The organism is Flavisolibacter nicotianae (assembly GCF_003628535.1).
GTDB lineage: Bacteria > Bacteroidota > Bacteroidia > Chitinophagales > Chitinophagaceae > Flavisolibacter > Flavisolibacter nicotianae.
Genome location: NZ_RBCI01000011.1, coordinates 74,506 through 92,613 on the forward strand (window position 1 = coordinate 74,506; position 18,108 = coordinate 92,613).

At 43.8% G+C, this 18,108-nt stretch carries 17 protein-coding genes; 12 read left to right on the top strand and 5 right to left on the bottom strand.

Features of this window, described 5'->3' with window-relative positions; all coding sequences use genetic code 11:
• Nucleotides 1–4: 4 nt before the first annotated feature.
• The 11 genes from D6024_RS21045 to D6024_RS21100 all read left to right on the top strand — a co-directional run bounded on the left by D6024_RS21045 (nt 5) and on the right by D6024_RS21100 (nt 10,220).
• Entirely contained in the window at nt 5–466 is a 462-nt protein-coding gene (locus D6024_RS21045) for a hypothetical protein (RefSeq protein WP_121356791.1), read from the top strand.
• A gap of 119 nt (nt 467–585) precedes the next feature.
• Nucleotides 586–1,806 carry an RHS repeat-associated core domain-containing protein gene (locus tag D6024_RS21050; protein WP_121356792.1) on the top strand — a complete coding sequence of 407 codons (1,221 nt, stop codon included), beginning with the start codon at nt 586–588 and terminating at the stop codon, nt 1,804–1,806.
• A 4-nt stretch (nt 1,807–1,810) separates the two neighbouring features.
• Nucleotides 1,811–2,236: a contact-dependent growth inhibition system immunity protein gene (locus tag D6024_RS21055; protein ID WP_121356793.1), complete on the top strand. Its 426-nt coding sequence runs from the start codon at nt 1,811–1,813 to the stop codon at nt 2,234–2,236.
• A 109-nt stretch (nt 2,237–2,345) separates the two neighbouring features.
• Nucleotides 2,346–3,644 carry an RHS repeat domain-containing protein gene (locus D6024_RS21060; protein ID WP_121356794.1) on the top strand — a complete coding sequence of 433 codons (1,299 nt, stop codon included), beginning with the start codon at nt 2,346–2,348 and terminating at the stop codon, nt 3,642–3,644.
• Entirely contained in the window at nt 3,644–4,147 is a 504-nt protein-coding gene (locus D6024_RS21065) for a hypothetical protein (protein ID WP_121356795.1), read from the top strand. The genes D6024_RS21060 and D6024_RS21065 overlap by 1 nt, the downstream gene beginning before the upstream one ends.
• A gap of 108 nt (nt 4,148–4,255) precedes the next feature.
• Nucleotides 4,256–5,563: an RHS repeat-associated core domain-containing protein gene (locus D6024_RS21070; protein ID WP_121356796.1), complete on the top strand. Its 1,308-nt coding sequence runs from the start codon at nt 4,256–4,258 to the stop codon at nt 5,561–5,563.
• Nucleotides 5,560–6,021, top strand: a complete 462-nt coding sequence (locus tag D6024_RS21075; RefSeq protein ID WP_121356797.1) for a hypothetical protein — start codon at nt 5,560–5,562, stop codon at nt 6,019–6,021. Before D6024_RS21070 ends, D6024_RS21075 begins: the two co-directional genes overlap by 4 nt.
• A gap of 50 nt (nt 6,022–6,071) precedes the next feature.
• Nucleotides 6,072–7,277, top strand: coding sequence for an RHS repeat-associated core domain-containing protein (locus D6024_RS21080; RefSeq protein ID WP_121356798.1), 1,206 nt, complete (start codon nt 6,072–6,074; stop codon nt 7,275–7,277).
• A 6-nt stretch (nt 7,278–7,283) separates the two neighbouring features.
• Nucleotides 7,284–7,973 (top strand): toxin-antitoxin system YwqK family antitoxin, encoded by a 690-nt coding sequence (locus D6024_RS21085; protein ID WP_121356799.1) that lies wholly within the window; start codon nt 7,284–7,286, stop codon nt 7,971–7,973.
• A gap of 225 nt (nt 7,974–8,198) precedes the next feature.
• Complete coding sequence (locus D6024_RS21095) at nt 8,199–9,566, top strand: RHS repeat-associated core domain-containing protein (protein ID WP_121356801.1); 1,368 nt, start codon at nt 8,199–8,201, stop codon at nt 9,564–9,566.
• 9 nt (nt 9,567–9,575) lie between these two features.
• Nucleotides 9,576–10,220 (top strand): hypothetical protein, encoded by a 645-nt coding sequence (locus tag D6024_RS21100; RefSeq protein ID WP_121356802.1) that lies wholly within the window; start codon nt 9,576–9,578, stop codon nt 10,218–10,220.
• Nucleotides 10,221–10,312: 92 nt separating this feature from the next.
• Here D6024_RS21100 and D6024_RS21105 read toward each other — a convergent pair whose 3' ends face one another.
• A complete protein-coding gene (locus tag D6024_RS21105) occupies nt 10,313–12,847 on the bottom strand; it encodes a glycine-rich domain-containing protein (RefSeq protein ID WP_121356803.1) in 2,535 nt (844 codons plus the stop codon).
• Between the two features lie 779 nt (nt 12,848–13,626).
• Here D6024_RS21105 and D6024_RS21110 point away from each other — a divergent pair.
• Complete coding sequence (locus D6024_RS21110) at nt 13,627–13,806, top strand: hypothetical protein (RefSeq protein ID WP_121356804.1); 180 nt, start codon at nt 13,627–13,629, stop codon at nt 13,804–13,806.
• A gap of 69 nt (nt 13,807–13,875) precedes the next feature.
• On the opposite strand, the gene D6024_RS21115 is transcribed toward D6024_RS21110, so the two are convergent.
• The 4 genes from D6024_RS21115 to D6024_RS21130 all read right to left on the bottom strand — a co-directional run bounded on the left by D6024_RS21115 (nt 13,876) and on the right by D6024_RS21130 (nt 17,781).
• Nucleotides 13,876–14,523, bottom strand: a complete 648-nt coding sequence (locus D6024_RS21115) for a hypothetical protein (protein ID WP_121356805.1) — start codon at nt 14,521–14,523, stop codon at nt 13,876–13,878.
• Nucleotides 14,516–15,859 carry an RHS repeat-associated core domain-containing protein gene (locus tag D6024_RS21120; protein ID WP_121356806.1) on the bottom strand — a complete coding sequence of 448 codons (1,344 nt, stop codon included), beginning with the start codon at nt 15,857–15,859 and terminating at the stop codon, nt 14,516–14,518. Before D6024_RS21120 ends, D6024_RS21115 begins: the two co-directional genes overlap by 8 nt.
• A 131-nt stretch (nt 15,860–15,990) precedes the next feature.
• Nucleotides 15,991–16,536 (bottom strand): hypothetical protein, encoded by a 546-nt coding sequence (locus D6024_RS21125; protein ID WP_121356807.1) that lies wholly within the window; start codon nt 16,534–16,536, stop codon nt 15,991–15,993.
• Nucleotides 16,537–16,539: 3 nt separating this feature from the next.
• On the bottom strand, nt 16,540–17,781 hold the full coding sequence (locus D6024_RS21130; RefSeq protein ID WP_121356808.1) for an RHS repeat-associated core domain-containing protein: 1,242 nt from the start codon (nt 17,779–17,781) through the stop codon (nt 16,540–16,542).
• Nucleotides 17,782–18,108: the final 327 nt, after the last annotated feature.

Below are 18,108 nucleotides of genomic sequence, written 5' to 3' on the forward strand. Positions count from 1 at the left end.
ATAAATGAGATACAGTTTGGTTTTTATTATAATACTGCTCGGCTGTGGCATTGATGGTGGCACCCATGGTTCAATAAAGGGATACCGCTATCATGTCTCAAAACATCGCTTACAAGAGGCTGTCAATGCAGTAATTAACACGAGCCAAAATGTTGTCCGGGATACAAGTAAAGATTACTACAACGATGGAGAGAACTACCTCACAATAACAATTAAAAAACAAGACGTTGAGAATATTTATACGTTCCGGTATTATGGCAAAAAAGAAGATTGGGATACATCTCACAGTTCAGAGGTATTCATTGCCTATGCACATGACAAAGAAGGAAATGGCGGCAGCACAGGGGATGGAGGTTTCACACGGCTAAGTGAAAAATCAAAACAAAAATTGATTGGGATTTTCGAAACTGAATTTATTGATAAAGTTGACGGTCACGTAGGGCAAACTCATGTAACCACCGATTAACGATCATAGTCCTTTCCCCGTTTCCATTAATATTGAGAATATCCAAAGGTTAATTTGTGAAGGCATCTTAAGAACAAGAATTGATCTCTGCTTTGGTTCTTTGACATTGTCCCTTCGGGATGAAGCTGCCGGGCCGCTCGGGCGCACTGAGTGCCAGCGGGTTGTGGCAAGATGGGGGCAGTTCAACTGCCCTTCCGGCCAACCCGGTTTACAACAGCCGCAGTGGCAACCAGCCCCTGGAGTACAGGGCTACCGAAAGCATCAGCTTTGTGGAGGGCTTTGAAAGCGGGGTGAACGACGCCTTCGAGGCCTATATCACGACTGATAATGGCAGCGGTAGCGGTGGAAATGGCGGCAGTGCAGCAGGCTTGTATGCAGATGGTGGGTACCGCTATGGCTTTAACGGAAAGGAGAATGACAATGAAGTCAAGGGTGAGGGCAACCAGCAGGACTACGGCATGCGCATTTATGACCCGAGGCTGGGACGGTTCCTGAGCGTGGACCCTGTTGTCTCTGAGTTTCCATGGATATCTCCTTATGCTTTTGCCGAAAACGATGTTATTAGAAATTTTGATTTAGATGGACTAGAAAAAGCAACTCCTGCCGTTTATGACATGGCTGTACAGTTGAGAGAAATGGTGGGCAGAAGGGTTACGAATTCTACAGTTTCACTCTCCAAGACAACAGATAAAGAAGTTATCAAGACTTTGAAGTTGTCAATTGAACTTGATAAAAGAACATACGCTGCCTTAGTACTTTTTACATACAAAAACCATCCTACAGAAACTGAAAGGTTAGCCTACTATGCTGAAAAAGCAAAGCCAATTGTTAAAGAAGGCCTAGACTTAACTCCTGCCGGAGATGTAAAGGTTGTCTTAACAGGTAAAAATTTCAGAGGGGAAGAGAGCAGTAGATTAGGGGCTGTAGGCTGGTTGGCATTAGACGTTTTTGGCGCTGAGATTTTAAGTGGCCTAGGAAAAGCAGGACGAGCGGCAAGAGTGCTTGAGGGAGCTGGAAAAGAAGCTCTTGAAAACGTCATTAAGAAGGTTAATAATATTTCTACTGCTTTGGACGAACTCCATATAAGAGCCGCTGTAAATGACATATTTGGCAAGCCGGTCATAATCAATGGGAAAGCTTATGATCATCTAACCGAAGTAAAGAATGCTTTGGGCGGCTTAAAAAATCAAATAAAAGAACTGAACAAGTTAATTAATAGCAACAAAGTAAGTAGGGATGTAGTTGAAACAGCCACTGAATTGAGGAATACACTTTCTAAGCAGAAAGATGAAATAAATGCCGTTCTAGATAGAGCAACAAAAGCCGCAAAAAACAAATAACAAAATGAACACCCAAGAAGCGAATAACCGATCCTTAGAAGAATTAGAAAATGACTTTTGGAATGTCCCGTCAGAGTTTCCAACAAAACTAGTTGAAAGTGTATTTCTACTCCGGAGGAAACCGATATACAATTTAGATGCTAATGAAATACGTATCCTTTTGTCACAAAATGTTGGGCTAAAATATATAGTTCCTTTAGCAATTAGTTTATTAAATCGGAATGTTTATGAAGAAGCCCTATACTACCCAGGAGATTTACTACTAACTCTTTTGAAAGTCGAAGAAAGCTTTTGGTTGAAAAACATTCAACAAAAGAATGAGCTAATAAAATTGATTAATAAAAAGAGACCAAATATTATCAAGAGTGATATATTGGATGAGGATATAAAAAACGAGATATTAGACAAATTTCAGAAGCTTGTAGTTTAAGATATGCAACTCTAAAGCAAATTGCTACTGGTTTGGGACATGGCAACCGTGAGTTTTAATACAAGAAAGAGTAATCAATCGCGCTCTTTGACAAGTCTCTCCCTTCGGGATGAAGCTGCCGGGCCGCTCCGGCGCATTGAGTGCCAGCGGGTTGTGGCAAGAGGCGGGCAGTATAAACCCTCTTCCGGCCAACCCGGTTTACGACAGCCGCACCGGCAACGAGCCCCTGGAATACAAGGCCACCGAGACCATCAGCTTTGTGGAGGGCTTTGCCAGCGGGGAAGTTGATGCCTTCGAGGCCTATATCACACAGGATAATGGAAGTGGTAGCGGTGGCAATGGCGGCAGTGGTGCCGGCTTGTATGCGGAAGGCGAGTATCGCTACGGCTTTAATGGCAAGGAGAATGACGATGAGGTCAAGGGAGTTGAAGGTAGTCAGCAGGACTACGGCATGCGCATTTATGACCCACGGCTGGGCAGGTTCCTGAGCGTGGACCCATTGACTTTTAAATATCCAGAATTAACTCCTTATCAATTTGGTTCGAATAGGCCAATTGATGGTATAGATGAAGACGGTCTTGAGTGGGCACCAACTAAAGACAAGCAAGGTAAGGTTACTGATTATTCTTGGGTAGGTTATAACTCGGACGGTTCAGCAAAGGCTGGATCGGTCTCCAGTGCCATTTTATTTAAAAGCGATTTTGACTACTATTTTTCAAGCAACTCCAAAGAAAAATCTGGGGCAATTGATATCATTTCGCAAAAACGTTCAGAGGGCCGTACAGCGCCCAGTGAGATTTATGATGCAACGAAAGATTATAATTATACGATCAACTTTACTACTTCCGGGAGTGGCCGTTATGGTTCAGGGTATAAAATAACTGCTAATGTATGGGCACCGAATAGCGGCTCAAGTCCTGATACTTGGATTGATGCGACAAATTCCAGAATAGATCCAAGTGGTTACGGCGGAGAAAGGGCTTTGAACAAGGCCAGTTCAACATTTGGCCTTAAGCAGCAATCGCCTGCACTCGTTCCTGTATATCCAGAAGCCTTGCTAATGCCTTTACCTAAGCTGGGGATGTTTGGGAAAGCGGCAGAGTCTCTTGAAGGCTTTCTTGCAGCTGAAACTGGCGGCATGAAGCAGTGGTTGAGATTTGGAAAGAGCTATTCAAAGGTCGGAGAAACGCCTACGGTTGGTTTTCGATGGGGTGCTGGTGGAGACTTTAGTTTAAAAATTGGTAACCCGTACTTAAGATCAGCTAATGAATGGTTGAGAACTAGAAGGTTATTCCCTGGTCTGAAAACATGGTGGAATGAGGCAGGCCATTTTCATCTAATGAAGTTGCCAAGCAGGACCTTCTATCAAAACATGGCAAGGGAAAACATTATAAATTTACTGAAGTAATGAACATTGTAGATCATGAAACTAAGATGTTCCTTAAAGGGAACAATTCTATAAATGTGCTTAAGGTGATTGACTTCTTGGAAAATCACAAAGCATTACAAGCAAATGCTACGATAGAAGAACTGGCTACTGCAGACTTTTTCAAAATATACTTTAGCTGCAGTTTACATAGAAGGTGCTCGTTCTCGATTTGGATAGAAAGAAGTGATGATCAAATAGTGTTTTTTAATGTAGGTGAAAAGGAGATAGAAGCAACTGTTTTTCATTACATCGAAATATCCTCGCTGAAGGATGTTGAGCAGGTAATTTCAGGAATCAAAACTTTTTTGGAAAGCGTTGTAGAAAAGCAGTCTCAATATTGTAACGGACGTTTAAAGAAAGTCTCATATAAGTTGATCCATGCGAATCATAAAGGCCTAATCTATACAAAGCTTGTAGAGAGCCATCTTTTTTGCTTCAGAAAGTCACTCTCCTACGACAAATATGAGGCTTGGACGAAATAATCCTTCTAAGCGGTTGCCGTTGTCCCATTATGCTTTCTTCCAGAACATTGCTATAGCTGCAATTGAAGTCAGGCAACAACAGCTCTTTGAAACTGCCCTCCCTTCGGGATGAAGCTGCCGGGCCGCTCGGGCGCACTGAGTGCTAGCGGGTTGTGGCAAGAGGCAGGCAGTTCAACTGCTCTGCCAGCCAACCCGGTCTATGACAGCCGAACGGGCAACCAGCCCCTGGAGTACAAGGCCACCGAGAGCATCAGCTTTGTGGAGGGCTTTGAAAGTGGGGTGAACGATGCCTTTGAGGCCTATATCACGACGGATAATGGAAGCGGCAGTGGATCAGGTGGCAGTGGTGCCAGCTTGTATGCTGATGGCGGGTACCGGTATGGGTTTAACGGCAAGGAACAAGATTCGGAAATTTCCGGTGATGGAAATCAGTACGATTACGGGTTTAGGATTTACAATCCCCGGTTAGGAAGATTCTTGAGTGTAGATCCCTTGACAAAAGGTTACCCGATGTTAACACCTTATCAATATGCCAGCAACAGGCCTGTAAATGGAATAGACTTGGATGGATTGGAGTTTTTGTCCTTCCAAAAATCTATGTACCGAATGCAGTTTAGCGTTTCAAGTACAAATAATGTGTCAACGACAAGCACAATCCTTCAAACAGTTTATGAGAATATTCCTGCGGCTTTACAAGATGCAAAGATGCAAAGCTTCAAGTTTGTGAATGGAGGTCCTGTTACAACTAAGGGGCGAGACTATAACTCAACACTTGATGGGGCTATCGTTTATGACGCTAATAAATACTACGGAAGGCAAACTCCTGGCTTTAACGGCCTTCCCCCAGGGTCTGCACCAGAGCCTACAGATGCCACTAAACCGGTAGGTAGTTACTATGGTGATGATCCTGCGTGGGGCTCTTCTGGTCCGGCACAGATAAGTGCAGGGGCTTCGGGAGCTAAAGAAGGAGTTGAAATTGCACAGAATGTTTCTAACATTAGCATTTGGGATGCTCTATATGATGAGAGTAATTTACGCAGGGGATTTTATAACGCAACCAACACGATTGATGCTTACATGGCAATAAATCCAAAGACGGGAAAGAATTATTTTGGAGACGAGCTAAAAGGCGCTGATCAAAGAGTTATGCTGGTTAATTTTTTAAGTGATGGTTATCTGCCGACTGCCGAAACCGACCAGTTCACTGGTTCGGAATATAGCAAGATCCGGAGAGAAGCTTTTGGAAGGCAGTTAACGGTAGCTTGGCATGGACTACAGGTTATGCAGGCTCAAGGAATTAAAATTCAGGATAAGACAAAGAGTGCCGTAAATGATGTGTTGAAAAAATACAAAGCAGACGGCGGAGGTAATGAATATGATAAGATTAGTCAATATACTTCAACCCAGAAACAATGATTAAATTATTTACGATAGTATATGTCACTTTTTTGACAAGCAGCGGTTGCAGCAACATTGGCTCTGCAAAAGATAAAAGACGTGAGGTTATCGAGAAAGCAGTTACTGCAATATCAAAGTATGATACCTCTCAACTATATCAGCTAGTAGATACGAGCCGGTGCTTTAATATTTACAGCAAGGAAGGATTTTTAGACAAGGTGGATTTTGTGTCCAAACGTTTAATAAACTGTGGTAGTCAGATCAATGACAGTATAATAAAGATCGAAAAGGAGCAGCCATATCACACAAAATACACCATCCCCTTTTGTTCCTCCGAGGGACAGACTAAAGATGATAGCTTTAGTCTGATATTTAGCTTTGCTGATTATCGAAAAGACGAAATGATAGATTTTATGGATGTTGAAGTTCGTCGAGAGATTCAGACTAATACACTGCCTGTCCCAACTAAGAATTGAAGTGTAAACTAGGCGGAATTTCTTTTTAGCCGGCTAATTACCCCTTCGGGATGAAGCTGCCGGGCCGCTCGGGTGCCCTGAGTGCCAGCGGGTTGTGGCAAGAGGCAGGCAGTGGAAACCCTCTTCCGGCCAACCCGGTCTACAGCAGCCGCAGTGGCAATGAGCCCCTGGAATACAAGGCCACCGAGACCATCAGCTTCGTGGAAGGCTTTGAAAGCGGGGTGAACGATGCCTTCGAGGCTTACCTCACAACGGACAATGGCAGCGGTAGCGGTGGCAATGGCGGCAGTGCAGCCGGCTTGTATGCTGATGGCGGGTACCGCTATGGCTTTAACGGCAAGGAGCAAGACCCGGAAGTCTCCAGTGATGGAAACCAGTACGATTACGGGTTCCGTATCTATGACCCACGAATCGGCAGGTTTAAATCGGTGGATCCTTTAACTGCAAGTTACCCGTGGTACACGCCTTATCAGTTTGCCGGAAATAAGCCCATTATGAATGTAGATATGGACGGCAAGGAAGATAAGTGGTACATGGTAGAGATCTTTCTGAACGGTACAAACACTAAGATTGAAAAGATTAATATCACAAATGTTGGAACCTACTCTAATAACAATGGGCCACGACAAAATTTACCACAAGGCCCCAAAGGGCCAGGCATCCAATTTAATGTGCAGGTTTGGCACTGGGAGGGAAACCGGATGGTTCAGGAAGAAGCCGGTAATCCATTTTTTGCAGCCTCCAAACAAAACAAAGGTTTCTGGGACAAAGTCAGTGATTTTTTCTCTGGTCTTCGCCAGAGCGGTTCGATTCTTAAAGGCGGAAACTCGCCAGATGGCATGGGCGGTTCTGGACACGTTAACCTTGTGAATGTAGATGAGATAGACATCAGCACTATTACCGCTATTGCCAGCATTGCGAGTGCCAAACCAGAGGCACTTAGTGAATCATTGCATGGTAAGGGAATTGGGAAAGTTATTCATCTTTTAGAAGGAGTGAAAAACGCAGGGGAAGCACTAAATACCAAAGACGAGATTCTTAAAAAGAAAAAGGAGTTAGACGATGATAAGGAGAAAAAGGAATCTGAAAAAAGAGAGCCTGACACTATACTGCCGGCTGGTAGCGATTCCTGCACCATTTGTAATAAAGTTGAACCTAAGGACAGTATGAATCACCACGTTAATCCCGAAGAAAATTATCATGGTAATAAGACACGAACGAAGGCGACAAACAAAATACCTACTATCAAAAGCTAAAACAGGATGAGAATTGTCGAACGATATATTTCGGTGTTTTTATTGATATTAATTTTTGAAGCTTGTGGTAATGACCAGTCAGTAATAAAGGAATACTACTCAGACGGAAAGCTTAAAAAGAAAATAGTTTTTGAAGGCTCCCGCCGAAATCGTGAGGAAATAAGCTATTATGCAAACGGTGTTATGAGTAGAAGATGTCATTTTATGAATGACTCATTAAATGGCGAAGCATTAGAGTTTGATACTTCTGGCCAGTTACGAGGCAAAGGCTATTTTCTTAATGGCACTGCAATAGGACCTATTTTCCATTACCAAAATGGAGCTTTGAGCCTTTATAACGAGCGTGACTTCAAAGGAGAGATATATTATGTAAAAAAGTATGATTCGCCAACCCAAAACTTGATCAAAGAAGAAGGTGTTTGCCTAAGCCCTAATACAATGATTAGAAATGCGGTTGGAACTGAAAATAAACAAGAAGTCATATTTCTATATGCCGAACCCAGCGGTTATTCGAACCAAGTGACCGTTTTGATAAACAACTCACTTTATTCATTTGACACTATTGCAAGCCATGTAGGAAGAATAAGCCTCCCGAACTCAGGAAGAAACGAAAATGAAGTCGAAATTTATTCTGTCTTGCGTTCTGGCGACTCAAATATAGTTTGCCGTGACAGTTTGAAGATAATAGTTCAATGAATTAGGCGAGACCCCTGTTGGGCACCTTTGAACTAAGCATGTTAGCCCAGCAGGTTTTTATTTTTTTTATTGGCGATGAGGCTGTCCAGAAAGTCGAAGACGAGTTCCTTTTCTTTTTTGGTGGAGACGTCAAATTCTTTTCAGTGCAGTTATTTAAGCACATTTACATCGTTTTCGATGCGGGGGTTGCACCCAGTGTCGATCTTGCAATAGAGCGCTGCTTTTTTGAGACAGTACCTTGACATTTTTTATTCCTTTGGCAACGTGCTGGCGACGATCTCTGATAAGAAGATCGGTGTATCTTCACCACAAGACAGTTCTTTGATTGAGCACTACAGGGCGGAAGTAACCACAGCCCAGGACTATTACCCCTTCGGGATGAAGCTGCCGGGCCGCTCGGGTGCCCTGAGTGCCAGCGGGTTGTGGCAAGATGCAGGCAGTGGAAACCCTCTTCCGGCTAACCCGGTTTACAACAGCCGCACTGGCAACGAGCCCCTGGAATACAAGGCCACCGAGACCATCAGCTTTGTGGAGGGCTTTGAAAGCGGGGTGAACGATGCCTTTGAGGCCTACATCACAACGGATAATGGAAACGGCAGTGGAAATGGCGGCAGTGCAGCCGGCTTGTATGCTGAAGGTGGGTACCGCTATGGCTTCAACGGCAAGGAGCAAGACCCGGAAATTTCCGGCGATGGAAATCAGTATGACTACGGGTTCAGGATTTATAATCCCCGGCTAGGGCGCTTCTTGAGTACTGATCCTATTGCAGCGAAATACCCTGAGCTTACACCGTTTCAGTTTGCAAGTAATAGTCCCGTTAGCGGCGTTGATCAAGATGGTTTAGAGTATGTGTTTTACAAGATGTTTCGTAATGATGCTACTTCTGAGTTTAAAATTGTCAAGACCGGAGAAGTGGATTATGGAAATTGGGCATTAAACTTAGTCCATAAAACAACGGGTTGGACACCAGACTATTTTAAAACTCCTGTGCTTGAATATCTTGATGGAAAGCATTACTTGTTTTCTTCAGAAAAAGAAGTAATGAGTTTAAAGCCTGGTGATGCTAGGTTAAGCCCAGACAAGACCTATACTTTAGAGGGGATCGGAGCTTTATACAACGCTACAGATGCATTAGGCGGTGTATTAGTTGGAACTTTAATTGAAAAGGCGCCAAGCGAAAAAGTCTCTCCAAACAAAGGAAGAGGAACAGCATTAGAGAAACAAAATGGAACGGCTGCGCAACAATATGAAAATACAATACCGGGATCCGCGTCCGACGTAGCTACCCAAAAGAAAATAGTTCCGACTCTTAAGTACGATAATCCTAACCCTAACGGGAAAAACTTTATTAAGTTTGATGGATTTGAACCTGAAACAAATACTTTTATAGACAGGAAGCTTTCTTTCACCAGTTATCCAAAGTCCTTAGATCAGTTAAGAAGAGCCTCTGAAGCGTTGAGACAAAATCCTGGCTTTAACATTCGGTATGAGGTTCCTGATGCCAAACAGCTTAGGACGGCGGTAAAATTATTTAGAGACTTAAGAATAACCAATGTTGGTGTAAAAGTTGTGCCCAGAAAGCCTACGCCTTAACAATTAAACATGAGATATAGATTTGACCTTTCTTCCAGAACCAGCATAAACATTAGTGTTGAACAAAAGCATGAGAAAATTATTAATGGTTTAAAAGTTATTCCAAAACCATGGGGAGTGGAAGACGGCTTCTATCCAGTTCCTGATTTTGCAGATGGCATTATAGCTATTTTTCCTTTGGACAACATTCTTGGAGAAGGTATAACAGGCAATATCATCTATCGCTATAGAAGGCGCTTGGAAGATAGTTCAATGGATGACGACATTATAAACATAGAATTTAATCCGAAGAAAGTGGACTATGGTCATCTACTTAATGAAACGTTTAAGAAGTACATTGATTTTTTCGATCCTTATGCAGCTCAAATTTTCGATGAAGAAATCATTTACCAAGACTTTGAAAGAGTACAGAACAAAAATCTTAGAAAAGAGCTTATCCGCCTCTACCCTGTAAATTATTATGATACTCAATATTGCAATGATGCTTTGGGAATGTCTCCAATACAAATAAAAGAATTAATTGCGGGCAGTGTTGAGAAGGCTGAGTTATACAGAAATGGTATAATTATTATTGTCAGTTCTAAGCTATTGTATGTTGAACAAGCAGATAAAATTGATATGGAATTGAAATCTCTACTTCAAAAAAACCGCTGATTGCTCAGCGGTTTTTTGGTAGCCTCTAATTCTTTGTGTAAATAGATTAATAAATTTCCACTCTTCAGAAGAAAAGCAAACTCAAATGTTATTTACCGGTATTCATAAATGATAATCACGCCGGCAGAACCTGCGCCACCAGTTTGCCCAGCAACGGCACCAATTGCTGCTGCGCCGCTACCACCACTTCCATAAGCTGTTGCCGTCATACCAACACTTGTAGCTGTACGGGAAGTTCCTCCTCCACCATAAGGAGAAGAAGCCCCTGCACCACTTGCTACCACAGTTCCACTTAATCTCATTCCATTGTCACCAGGCTGACCAGCACCGTTGATATCTCCGTTTGTGCCCACACTCGCCCCGCTACCACCGGATACGAAGAGTGCTGTTGCAGCATCGGAAGTTGAACCACTGCCACCGCTACCACCAGGTGCCGTATAAGTCACTCCGTTAATTACAATGGATGTGGAACCTCCATTATCACCATTACCACCTGCCGTTGTACCGCCGCTACCGCCGGTTCCAATAGAATACGTAAAAGGACCTAAAGGCAGCGAAGAAATGTATTTTTTGACCTGCGCACCACTACCGCCACCGGCACCACAGCTTGCATTGTTGTTTGTTGTTGCAATAGTTCCGCCACCCCCACCGCCGCCGCCAGTGAGCTCGATTGCGATAGCTGATGTACCAGTGGACGGAGTGTACACAGTACCACTAGTCAGTACACGAATGCCAATCAATGTACCTGATGCCATCGCCCCTGTTAATTGTTTTGTTACAGGATTGTAACTAACGAGGGTGTCCCTGCTTGTAGCCGAAAAAGGCAAAGTGGAAACCCGTGCCGAGCCGGCTACGTCAAGTGTGAACGACGGTGCAGATGTGGCTATACCCACGTTACCCGTACTATCCACAATCATGCGCTGGGTATTGTTGGTACGAACACGCAATGACACGTTATTGGTAGTTCCCAAAAATGAACCTGTTTCACTCCCTGCAGCGGCTGCGTTGCCTGTCAACTTCCATGCAATGGAGTCGCTGTTGGGAGTTCCACCCAAACTGCTGGAGGCCACTGTTTCCACGTTGCCGGTAGTTTGGTTTCTCACCAACACATCATAGTTACCGGCACTGTATATAGCTGGCGCAGCGGCATAGCGCATTTTGCCGCCAATCGTGACGGTATTGGGATTGGCTGTGTTATTCTCAACGCTCAGCAAGTCGCTGCCCCAACCAATTTTCAGGGTGCTGTCGCTGGCATTGTTCAGGTATGAGCCAAACAGGTAGGAGGCCTTTCCAGTGTTGAACAGATACTTCCCCATCAATACCGATGGATAGGGAATTGGTTTGTTGAAAGCGCCAATGGTGGAGCCTGCATAGTTGCGCACACCTACACCATACACAAGCGACGCGGTTGAGTTGTTGTAGATGCTATCAGTGTTGTTTGCCCAACCACCGACAAACGAGGACAGGCCAGTGTTCTCCACATAAGCCCCCTTTTGCGCAAAAACCGACATAAATGATCCCCCGCCGCCGTTTTTTACCGTGGTTGAGGTATCAGCCACCGCGAATAACGTTGAGCCATATCCACTGTTCGTGACCGAAGAATTGTAGTAAGACGTAGCAAAGGTGCGTGCATTGTATCCCGATGTAATGACCTTCGAGCCGATAAAGGCACGCGCTGCCGTAAAGGACATTTGCCCCGCTGCCGATATGGTATCGTTGGACGTGGTCGTTGCGGCATCCCCCGTGTAGCCAAAGACAACCGCACCGGCCGATGTGCTGCCGGTGTTGCCCATGAAGCTGTTTGTACCTGCCGAAATGCCGTGTACAAACACACCGGACACTGAGGCGCTCAACTTGGCATTGAGTGCACCCGAAGGGTTGTACGCATAGCCTGTTGCCCGTGAGCCTGCGGCCGTGGCCAGTATATCACCGCCATACGCTATCCCCTGCGCAAATGAACCCGAGGCCGAAGCAAGGATGCTGTCGCCGTCTTTGATGGAATAACCCTGCGCAAACGTACCCGAACCCGAGGCTAGGATGGCAGAGTTGGAAGCAGTGAAGGTTGCGTTAAGCATCTGCGCACCCTGCGCAAACGAACCCCGGCCTGTTGCCATAATACGGCCGCCGTTGGAATATCCACCGGCAAATGCTCCCGGCAACGTCGCAGCAATCACACTATTCGGATTCACCGTCCCGTACTTAAACCCGCCTATACGTGTCATAAAAAGGGCGCTGTCAGCGTTTTGTTGCAGGTACTTTATGCTGTCTATAGTCAGGTCGAAGCCTTTGAAGCTGTGCGCCCGGTTACCAGTTGCCCTGCTGTCTGCACTAAAAAAGAAATCACTGCCCGCAAACTTTGCCGGACCGGTGCCGGTTTTTAAGGTATCTGCGCCGATAATGTAAGTTGTATCATCAACTTTGATGACTCCGCGGCGGAACTCGGTGCGGCCATTGGCCTTGTTGAAAAGAAAGCCGTTGACGTTCCTGGTGCTATTTTCGAGTATCAGTTCGGCGTTGCAACTATCATTGGTAATTTTGACGCTATCGGCTTTGATTTTGTATACGTATTGTGAAAAGCCGGTTGCGGATAGCAGCGCCAGAAAGAGCAGGAGAAAAGCTTGTTTCATTGGTACTTGTTTGAAGTGGTGGTTCAGTTGTTTGTCTTGTTTTGGTTTTAGGTCAGATATCTTTATTGTTACTATTTCAATGCACGAGGGCCTCTTCCTGCCAGAAACAGGTCACTGGCAGAGGGGTGAACATATATTGCCTCTTGCTTCTGAGCTTGGATATGGCTGAGATGCAGCAGTTGATTTCAAGGAATAAAAAATGGCAAATAGAGGGACCATTTTGATGAACATTTTGGTATTGCTTAATAAAATTAGTTTGGTCAAAATAATATACATATTCGAAAAATGCTTTGGCTTTTGAAATGCTGGGTTAGTAGCGCAGCCCATATTGTCAGTGTTTATAGGATGTTATGGATAGCTGACGAGCTACTTTGACTGTGCTGACATCAGAGTATAATTTTGCCCATAGATATGCCTCACACTTGTCGTTTCTTTGTTGATCGTTGTTAGCATATTACCAAGATTATCACTCCAAATCCGTTTTTGCCATCGAATTTCTGCAAGCCTCTGTACACCTTTTGTATCAAAGAACTTTTGCTAAAGAATTGCCTTACAACTGCACAAGATAAAAGTATTTGTCATTCATGGGTAGCGTATTTCTACGATTGATTTCACTAATTCCGGCTTACCATAGTATCTCCGACGCCTTGAAACTCGACATTGGCGGGTTGTAGTTTAAAGGAGCTTTCAAGCTGCTAATCAAAACCCTATTACATCTGCTGCTTGCGAAAAAGGATACTTACAACTTAAGCAATGCACTGAGTATAGCAAAATAAAAAATGAAGCCTTCCATCGAAGCGGCCGCAAAGATGGCCGACCTCCTAGAAGTGTCGCTGGATTGCCTGGTAGGCAAGGCCGATGAGCATTTGGATAAATTTACCCTCACCCGCATCCTTGAAGTGCAAAAGCTGCCGGCCGAGAAGAAAAACTTTGTCTTCAACATGATTGATATGGACTAAGAGACTTCAAAGTAGGCCGGGCCCACACCGGATAACACAAAAGCCGCTGCATGTGCAGCGGCTTTTGTGTTAGTAGTTTACACGGTCTTTATAGTCTGGCGGCAGCCACTCTCTCACCTCCTGCCACTCTTCATCTGGTTGCGTAAGATTTCGCATAAACAGATTTGACAGTTCCGGTTTAAATCCAATGATGTCAAGTGGCTTTTCAAAATCATTTGCCGAATACTTTCCCCATGCTGCGGTCTGCCCAAAAACAAAATATTCTTTGTGTGGCATTTCAAAAAGGACGGAAGAGATGAAGTTGCCGCTCATTAGCTCTTCCCATGTAACTATAGCTGGATACTTCATTCGTAAAGGCGGTTCGTCGGAAGATTTACCAAAGGTGTTTTCAATAACTACAAAACTCCTCTCACCAAGTTCTAAAAAACATGCCTGCAAACTTTCAAAATCAGCCTTCTCAAAAAGCACCCCTCCTCTCAAGGCTATTAAACGATAGCTGTCGCCAAAAACCATTTCAGGTAAAGCCCTATCTTGATTAATAAAAATCTCATCTTGTAGTGGCTTCCAAAAAGTTTCATACTCAGGCTCCGTCAGGCCGTATTTTTCCAAATAGCCTCTTCCAACTGCTTTTAATCCCCACTCGTTCTCCTGTATGCTTGAGTAAAGCAGGTAATAGTTTGAAGAATACTTTTCAATTAGCGTTTCAAAATCATTCATTCTCTACTCTTATTTTATACGTCTTTCCAGAATTGTTCACGTCAATGGTCGGCACTCCGGTTCTCGTTGAGTTATGCATTCCCATTCTAAGCTCGCCAGACTGGAAAAATATTCCTCCTTTGCTGTCAGCTTGTAGCTCTGCACCGTATTGCTTCGCCAAGCCCTGCAACACATCATACGCATCTCCTTTGATAGTACCCTGCTTAACTCCCCCTTTGAGCCTTGTTAATGTACCGGCATCTGAAATCAAGTCATCCACCTTTTTATACTTCGCTGCATTTGCATTTTCAAGAGAAAAGCCACTGGTTCGGTTTAATGGACCAATATTGTTCTCGCCCAACGTCATGAAGCCGGTAAACAACTCCATCATTTGAAGGTTTGTAAACCACACGAAATGATAATTCTGGGTTGTCCTGTCGTGTCGCTCTTGAATGAGTGCCGCTTTTGTATTTGGGTCTTTTGCCTGGTTAATCTTGTTCAGGTAATTATTGTACGCAGCGTCTCCAAAAAACCTTGACCTCGCATAGTCGTTTGCAATCTCAAACGCCTTGTCCATAGCACTTTGCTGGATGCCTGTTACATCACCGCCTGCGTAAAGCGAATAGGATGTGTACTTGCTTAACGCATTGGTTCCAAAGTATCCGTACATCGCATCTTTAACCCTGGTTGTAAACTCCGGATCAATGTTGTAGTTGGGATTGAACTGCTTTTGAACAATGTCATTTATCTCAACTACGATTTGGTTCCAACTTTGCTGTTGCAGTAGAACCAATCCTCTGGGATTTGTTGAAGCCATCGTTTTGGCAGTCTTTGAAGCTATTGGGTCGGCGGTTATCACAAATACGTCTATTACGTTGGTCTCTTGCTCCTCCAACCCATCTAAGTCAACGGCAATAATCGGTTTGTTTCCTGCAAATTGATAAGGGGTATACCAAGGATAAGATTTAAACAGAGGGTCAACGGATAAGAACCGTCCCAATCTGGGGTTGTAAATCCTGAACCCGTAATCGTACTGATTTCCATCGCCGGAGATTTCCAGATCATTTTCCTTTCCGTTAAACCCATAGCGGTACCCACCATCAGCATACACGCCGGCCCCACTGCCGTCATTTCCACTGCCGCTTCCATTATCCGTCGTGATATAGGCCTCAAAGGCATCGTTCACCCCGCTTTCAAAGCCTTCCACAAAGCTGATGGTCTCGGTGGCCTTGTACTCCAGGGGCTCATTGCCGGTGCGGCTGTTGTAAACCGGGTTGGCCGGAAGGGCAGTTGAACTGCCCCCATCTTGCCACAACCCGCTGGCACTCAGGGCACCCGAGCGGCCCGGCAGCTTCATCCCGAAGGGATATCAAAGAGCTGAATAATAACACAACCAATGAGTCCGAAGCCAATGCATAAAAACAGCGGCTAGACTCATTGAGGAAGGAAAAATTGAAATAAACCTTAAATAGTATGTGGCTTTTTGTTTTATAAGTTTGTAATTATAGCTCTACACTCATTAGGGAAATCTGCACACTTATCGTTTAATACGTTGTATTTAATATCTGTTTCTAAAAAAATATATCGGCTAATAACAAAACCTACTAATGAGCTGGATTTTTTGATGGTTTCATTTAAAGGAAACAAAAACCTCCTTCCATAAAGACTATAATCACTTAACCTCTTATTTATTTTTCTTCCGCTCTTACTTTTTGGATTATTTTCCATCACGTTATAGACTTTAAATTCCTGCTTTAGAGTATCAAGTATTCCTAATTTTGTAGAATAGTTTTTTTTACTCAATGCACTCATAACAGAGTCTATTTTTAAAGGCGTATCGGAAACAATCAAATATAAGTCTTCAAAAGACACATACCCCAAATCAATTAAACCAGAAGCATACACAGGATTGAAAGAAATTATGTAACTACCAGTTTTGCTTGCTGGTGTTTGAGCAATAGCAAAGCAATTGATTTGAAGAAGCCCTGCTATCATTGCTACCTTGATAAATGCTATTATTTTTTCAATCTTCATTACTTATTGTTTAGGTGGTTCTGGTCTTTTCGGAACAGATTGCAATATGTTAGTAACATTGGTTTGGCTAAGTGGTTTGATACCATCAAATGAAACGGTTGTCTTTTCATCTGTTGATGTCCTTATTTGTCCAGGGAACCTAAATTGAGCTGTACCGTAATTTAAAATACCGCCACCTGCAGCAGCATGTCCTGCGGCTGTATTTTCAGGAGAACTAATTTTTCTATCAGGATGTAATCTTAAAAAGAAGTGTGTGGCTTCATGACCTGTCGTATGCGGTCTTTGAGTTCGTTCGTCATAGAATTGGCTATTAACCGTTACAACAAAGCCCCTGTCTAAGTTACCTTCTTCTTTAGTACCCTCGTCTCCTGGCTCTGACGGCATCACTTCAGGATTTATAAGATCTCTTCGTAAAATAAATCCTCTGTATTGATAGGCTCCGCCACCTTCGGGAGTTACTTTGAATGCTTGATTATTTTTAAGCTCAGTAACTTTGTTCTCAATTCCAGTTTCCGAACCATCAACTTCAAAGGTTTTAACGTTGAACCTCCATATAACATCATTTCCTGCATCATCTTTAAACTTATTGTCTGGGAATTGAGAATTCAAATCTCCTATTACTTGGCCTTTAACTTTCACATCATCAGATGGCTTCTTTGCATAAAAATGAGGTGAATTTTTATCTCTTGATATTGCCACATAAACATCTGCTTCAACTACTCTTTTGATAACAGCCTTTCCATCTTTATCAGTTTGTGTTTCTAAGTATTGCACTCCTTCTAAACCGTCTACATCTATAGCTTGTATCGGTGAATTACTTGCAAACTGATATGGCGTAAGCATAGGGTATTTTTTCATTAATGGGTCGGCAGAAAGGAACCGTCCTATTCTCGGGTCATATATGCGCATGCCATAGTCCTGCTGGTTACCCTCACCCTTGACCTCATCGTCATTCTCCTTGCCATTAAACTCATAGCGGTACCCGCCATCAGCATACAAGCCAGCTCCACTGCCGCCTGATCCGCTACCACTGCCATCACCCGTCGTGATGTAGGCCTCAAAGGCATCGTCCACGCCGCTTTCAAAGCCCTCCACAAAGCTGATGGTCTCAGTGGCTTTGTATTCCAGGGGCTCATTGCCCGTGCGGCTGTCGTAAACCGGGTTGGCTGGCAGAGCATTGGAACTGCCCCCGTCTTGCCACAAGCCGCTGGCTGTCAGGGCACCCGAGCGGCCCGGCAGCTTCATCCCGAAGGGAGACGAAAATCTCGACTATAACTATACAGATCGCCAGGATCTTGTCAAAGAACAGTTGTTTTTGCCTTTGAACACAAAATGCAACTTTTTGGCTGTTTTTGCACTATCATTTTTAACCTATTTTCTTTAAAAAACAATTTGTTATGGCAAAAAAGTGCAAACAACCGTATTGTTTCTTCTCTTTATTTGAACGCTTCATAAAAGAAAGCAAAAGCGGGAAGCGAATTCAGCCCAATGGAAAACGTATTTCCAAAGGCACCATTAAAAATTATACCTGTACAAAAAACCTTCTCGAGCAGTTTTGTAGCAAGAAGCAGT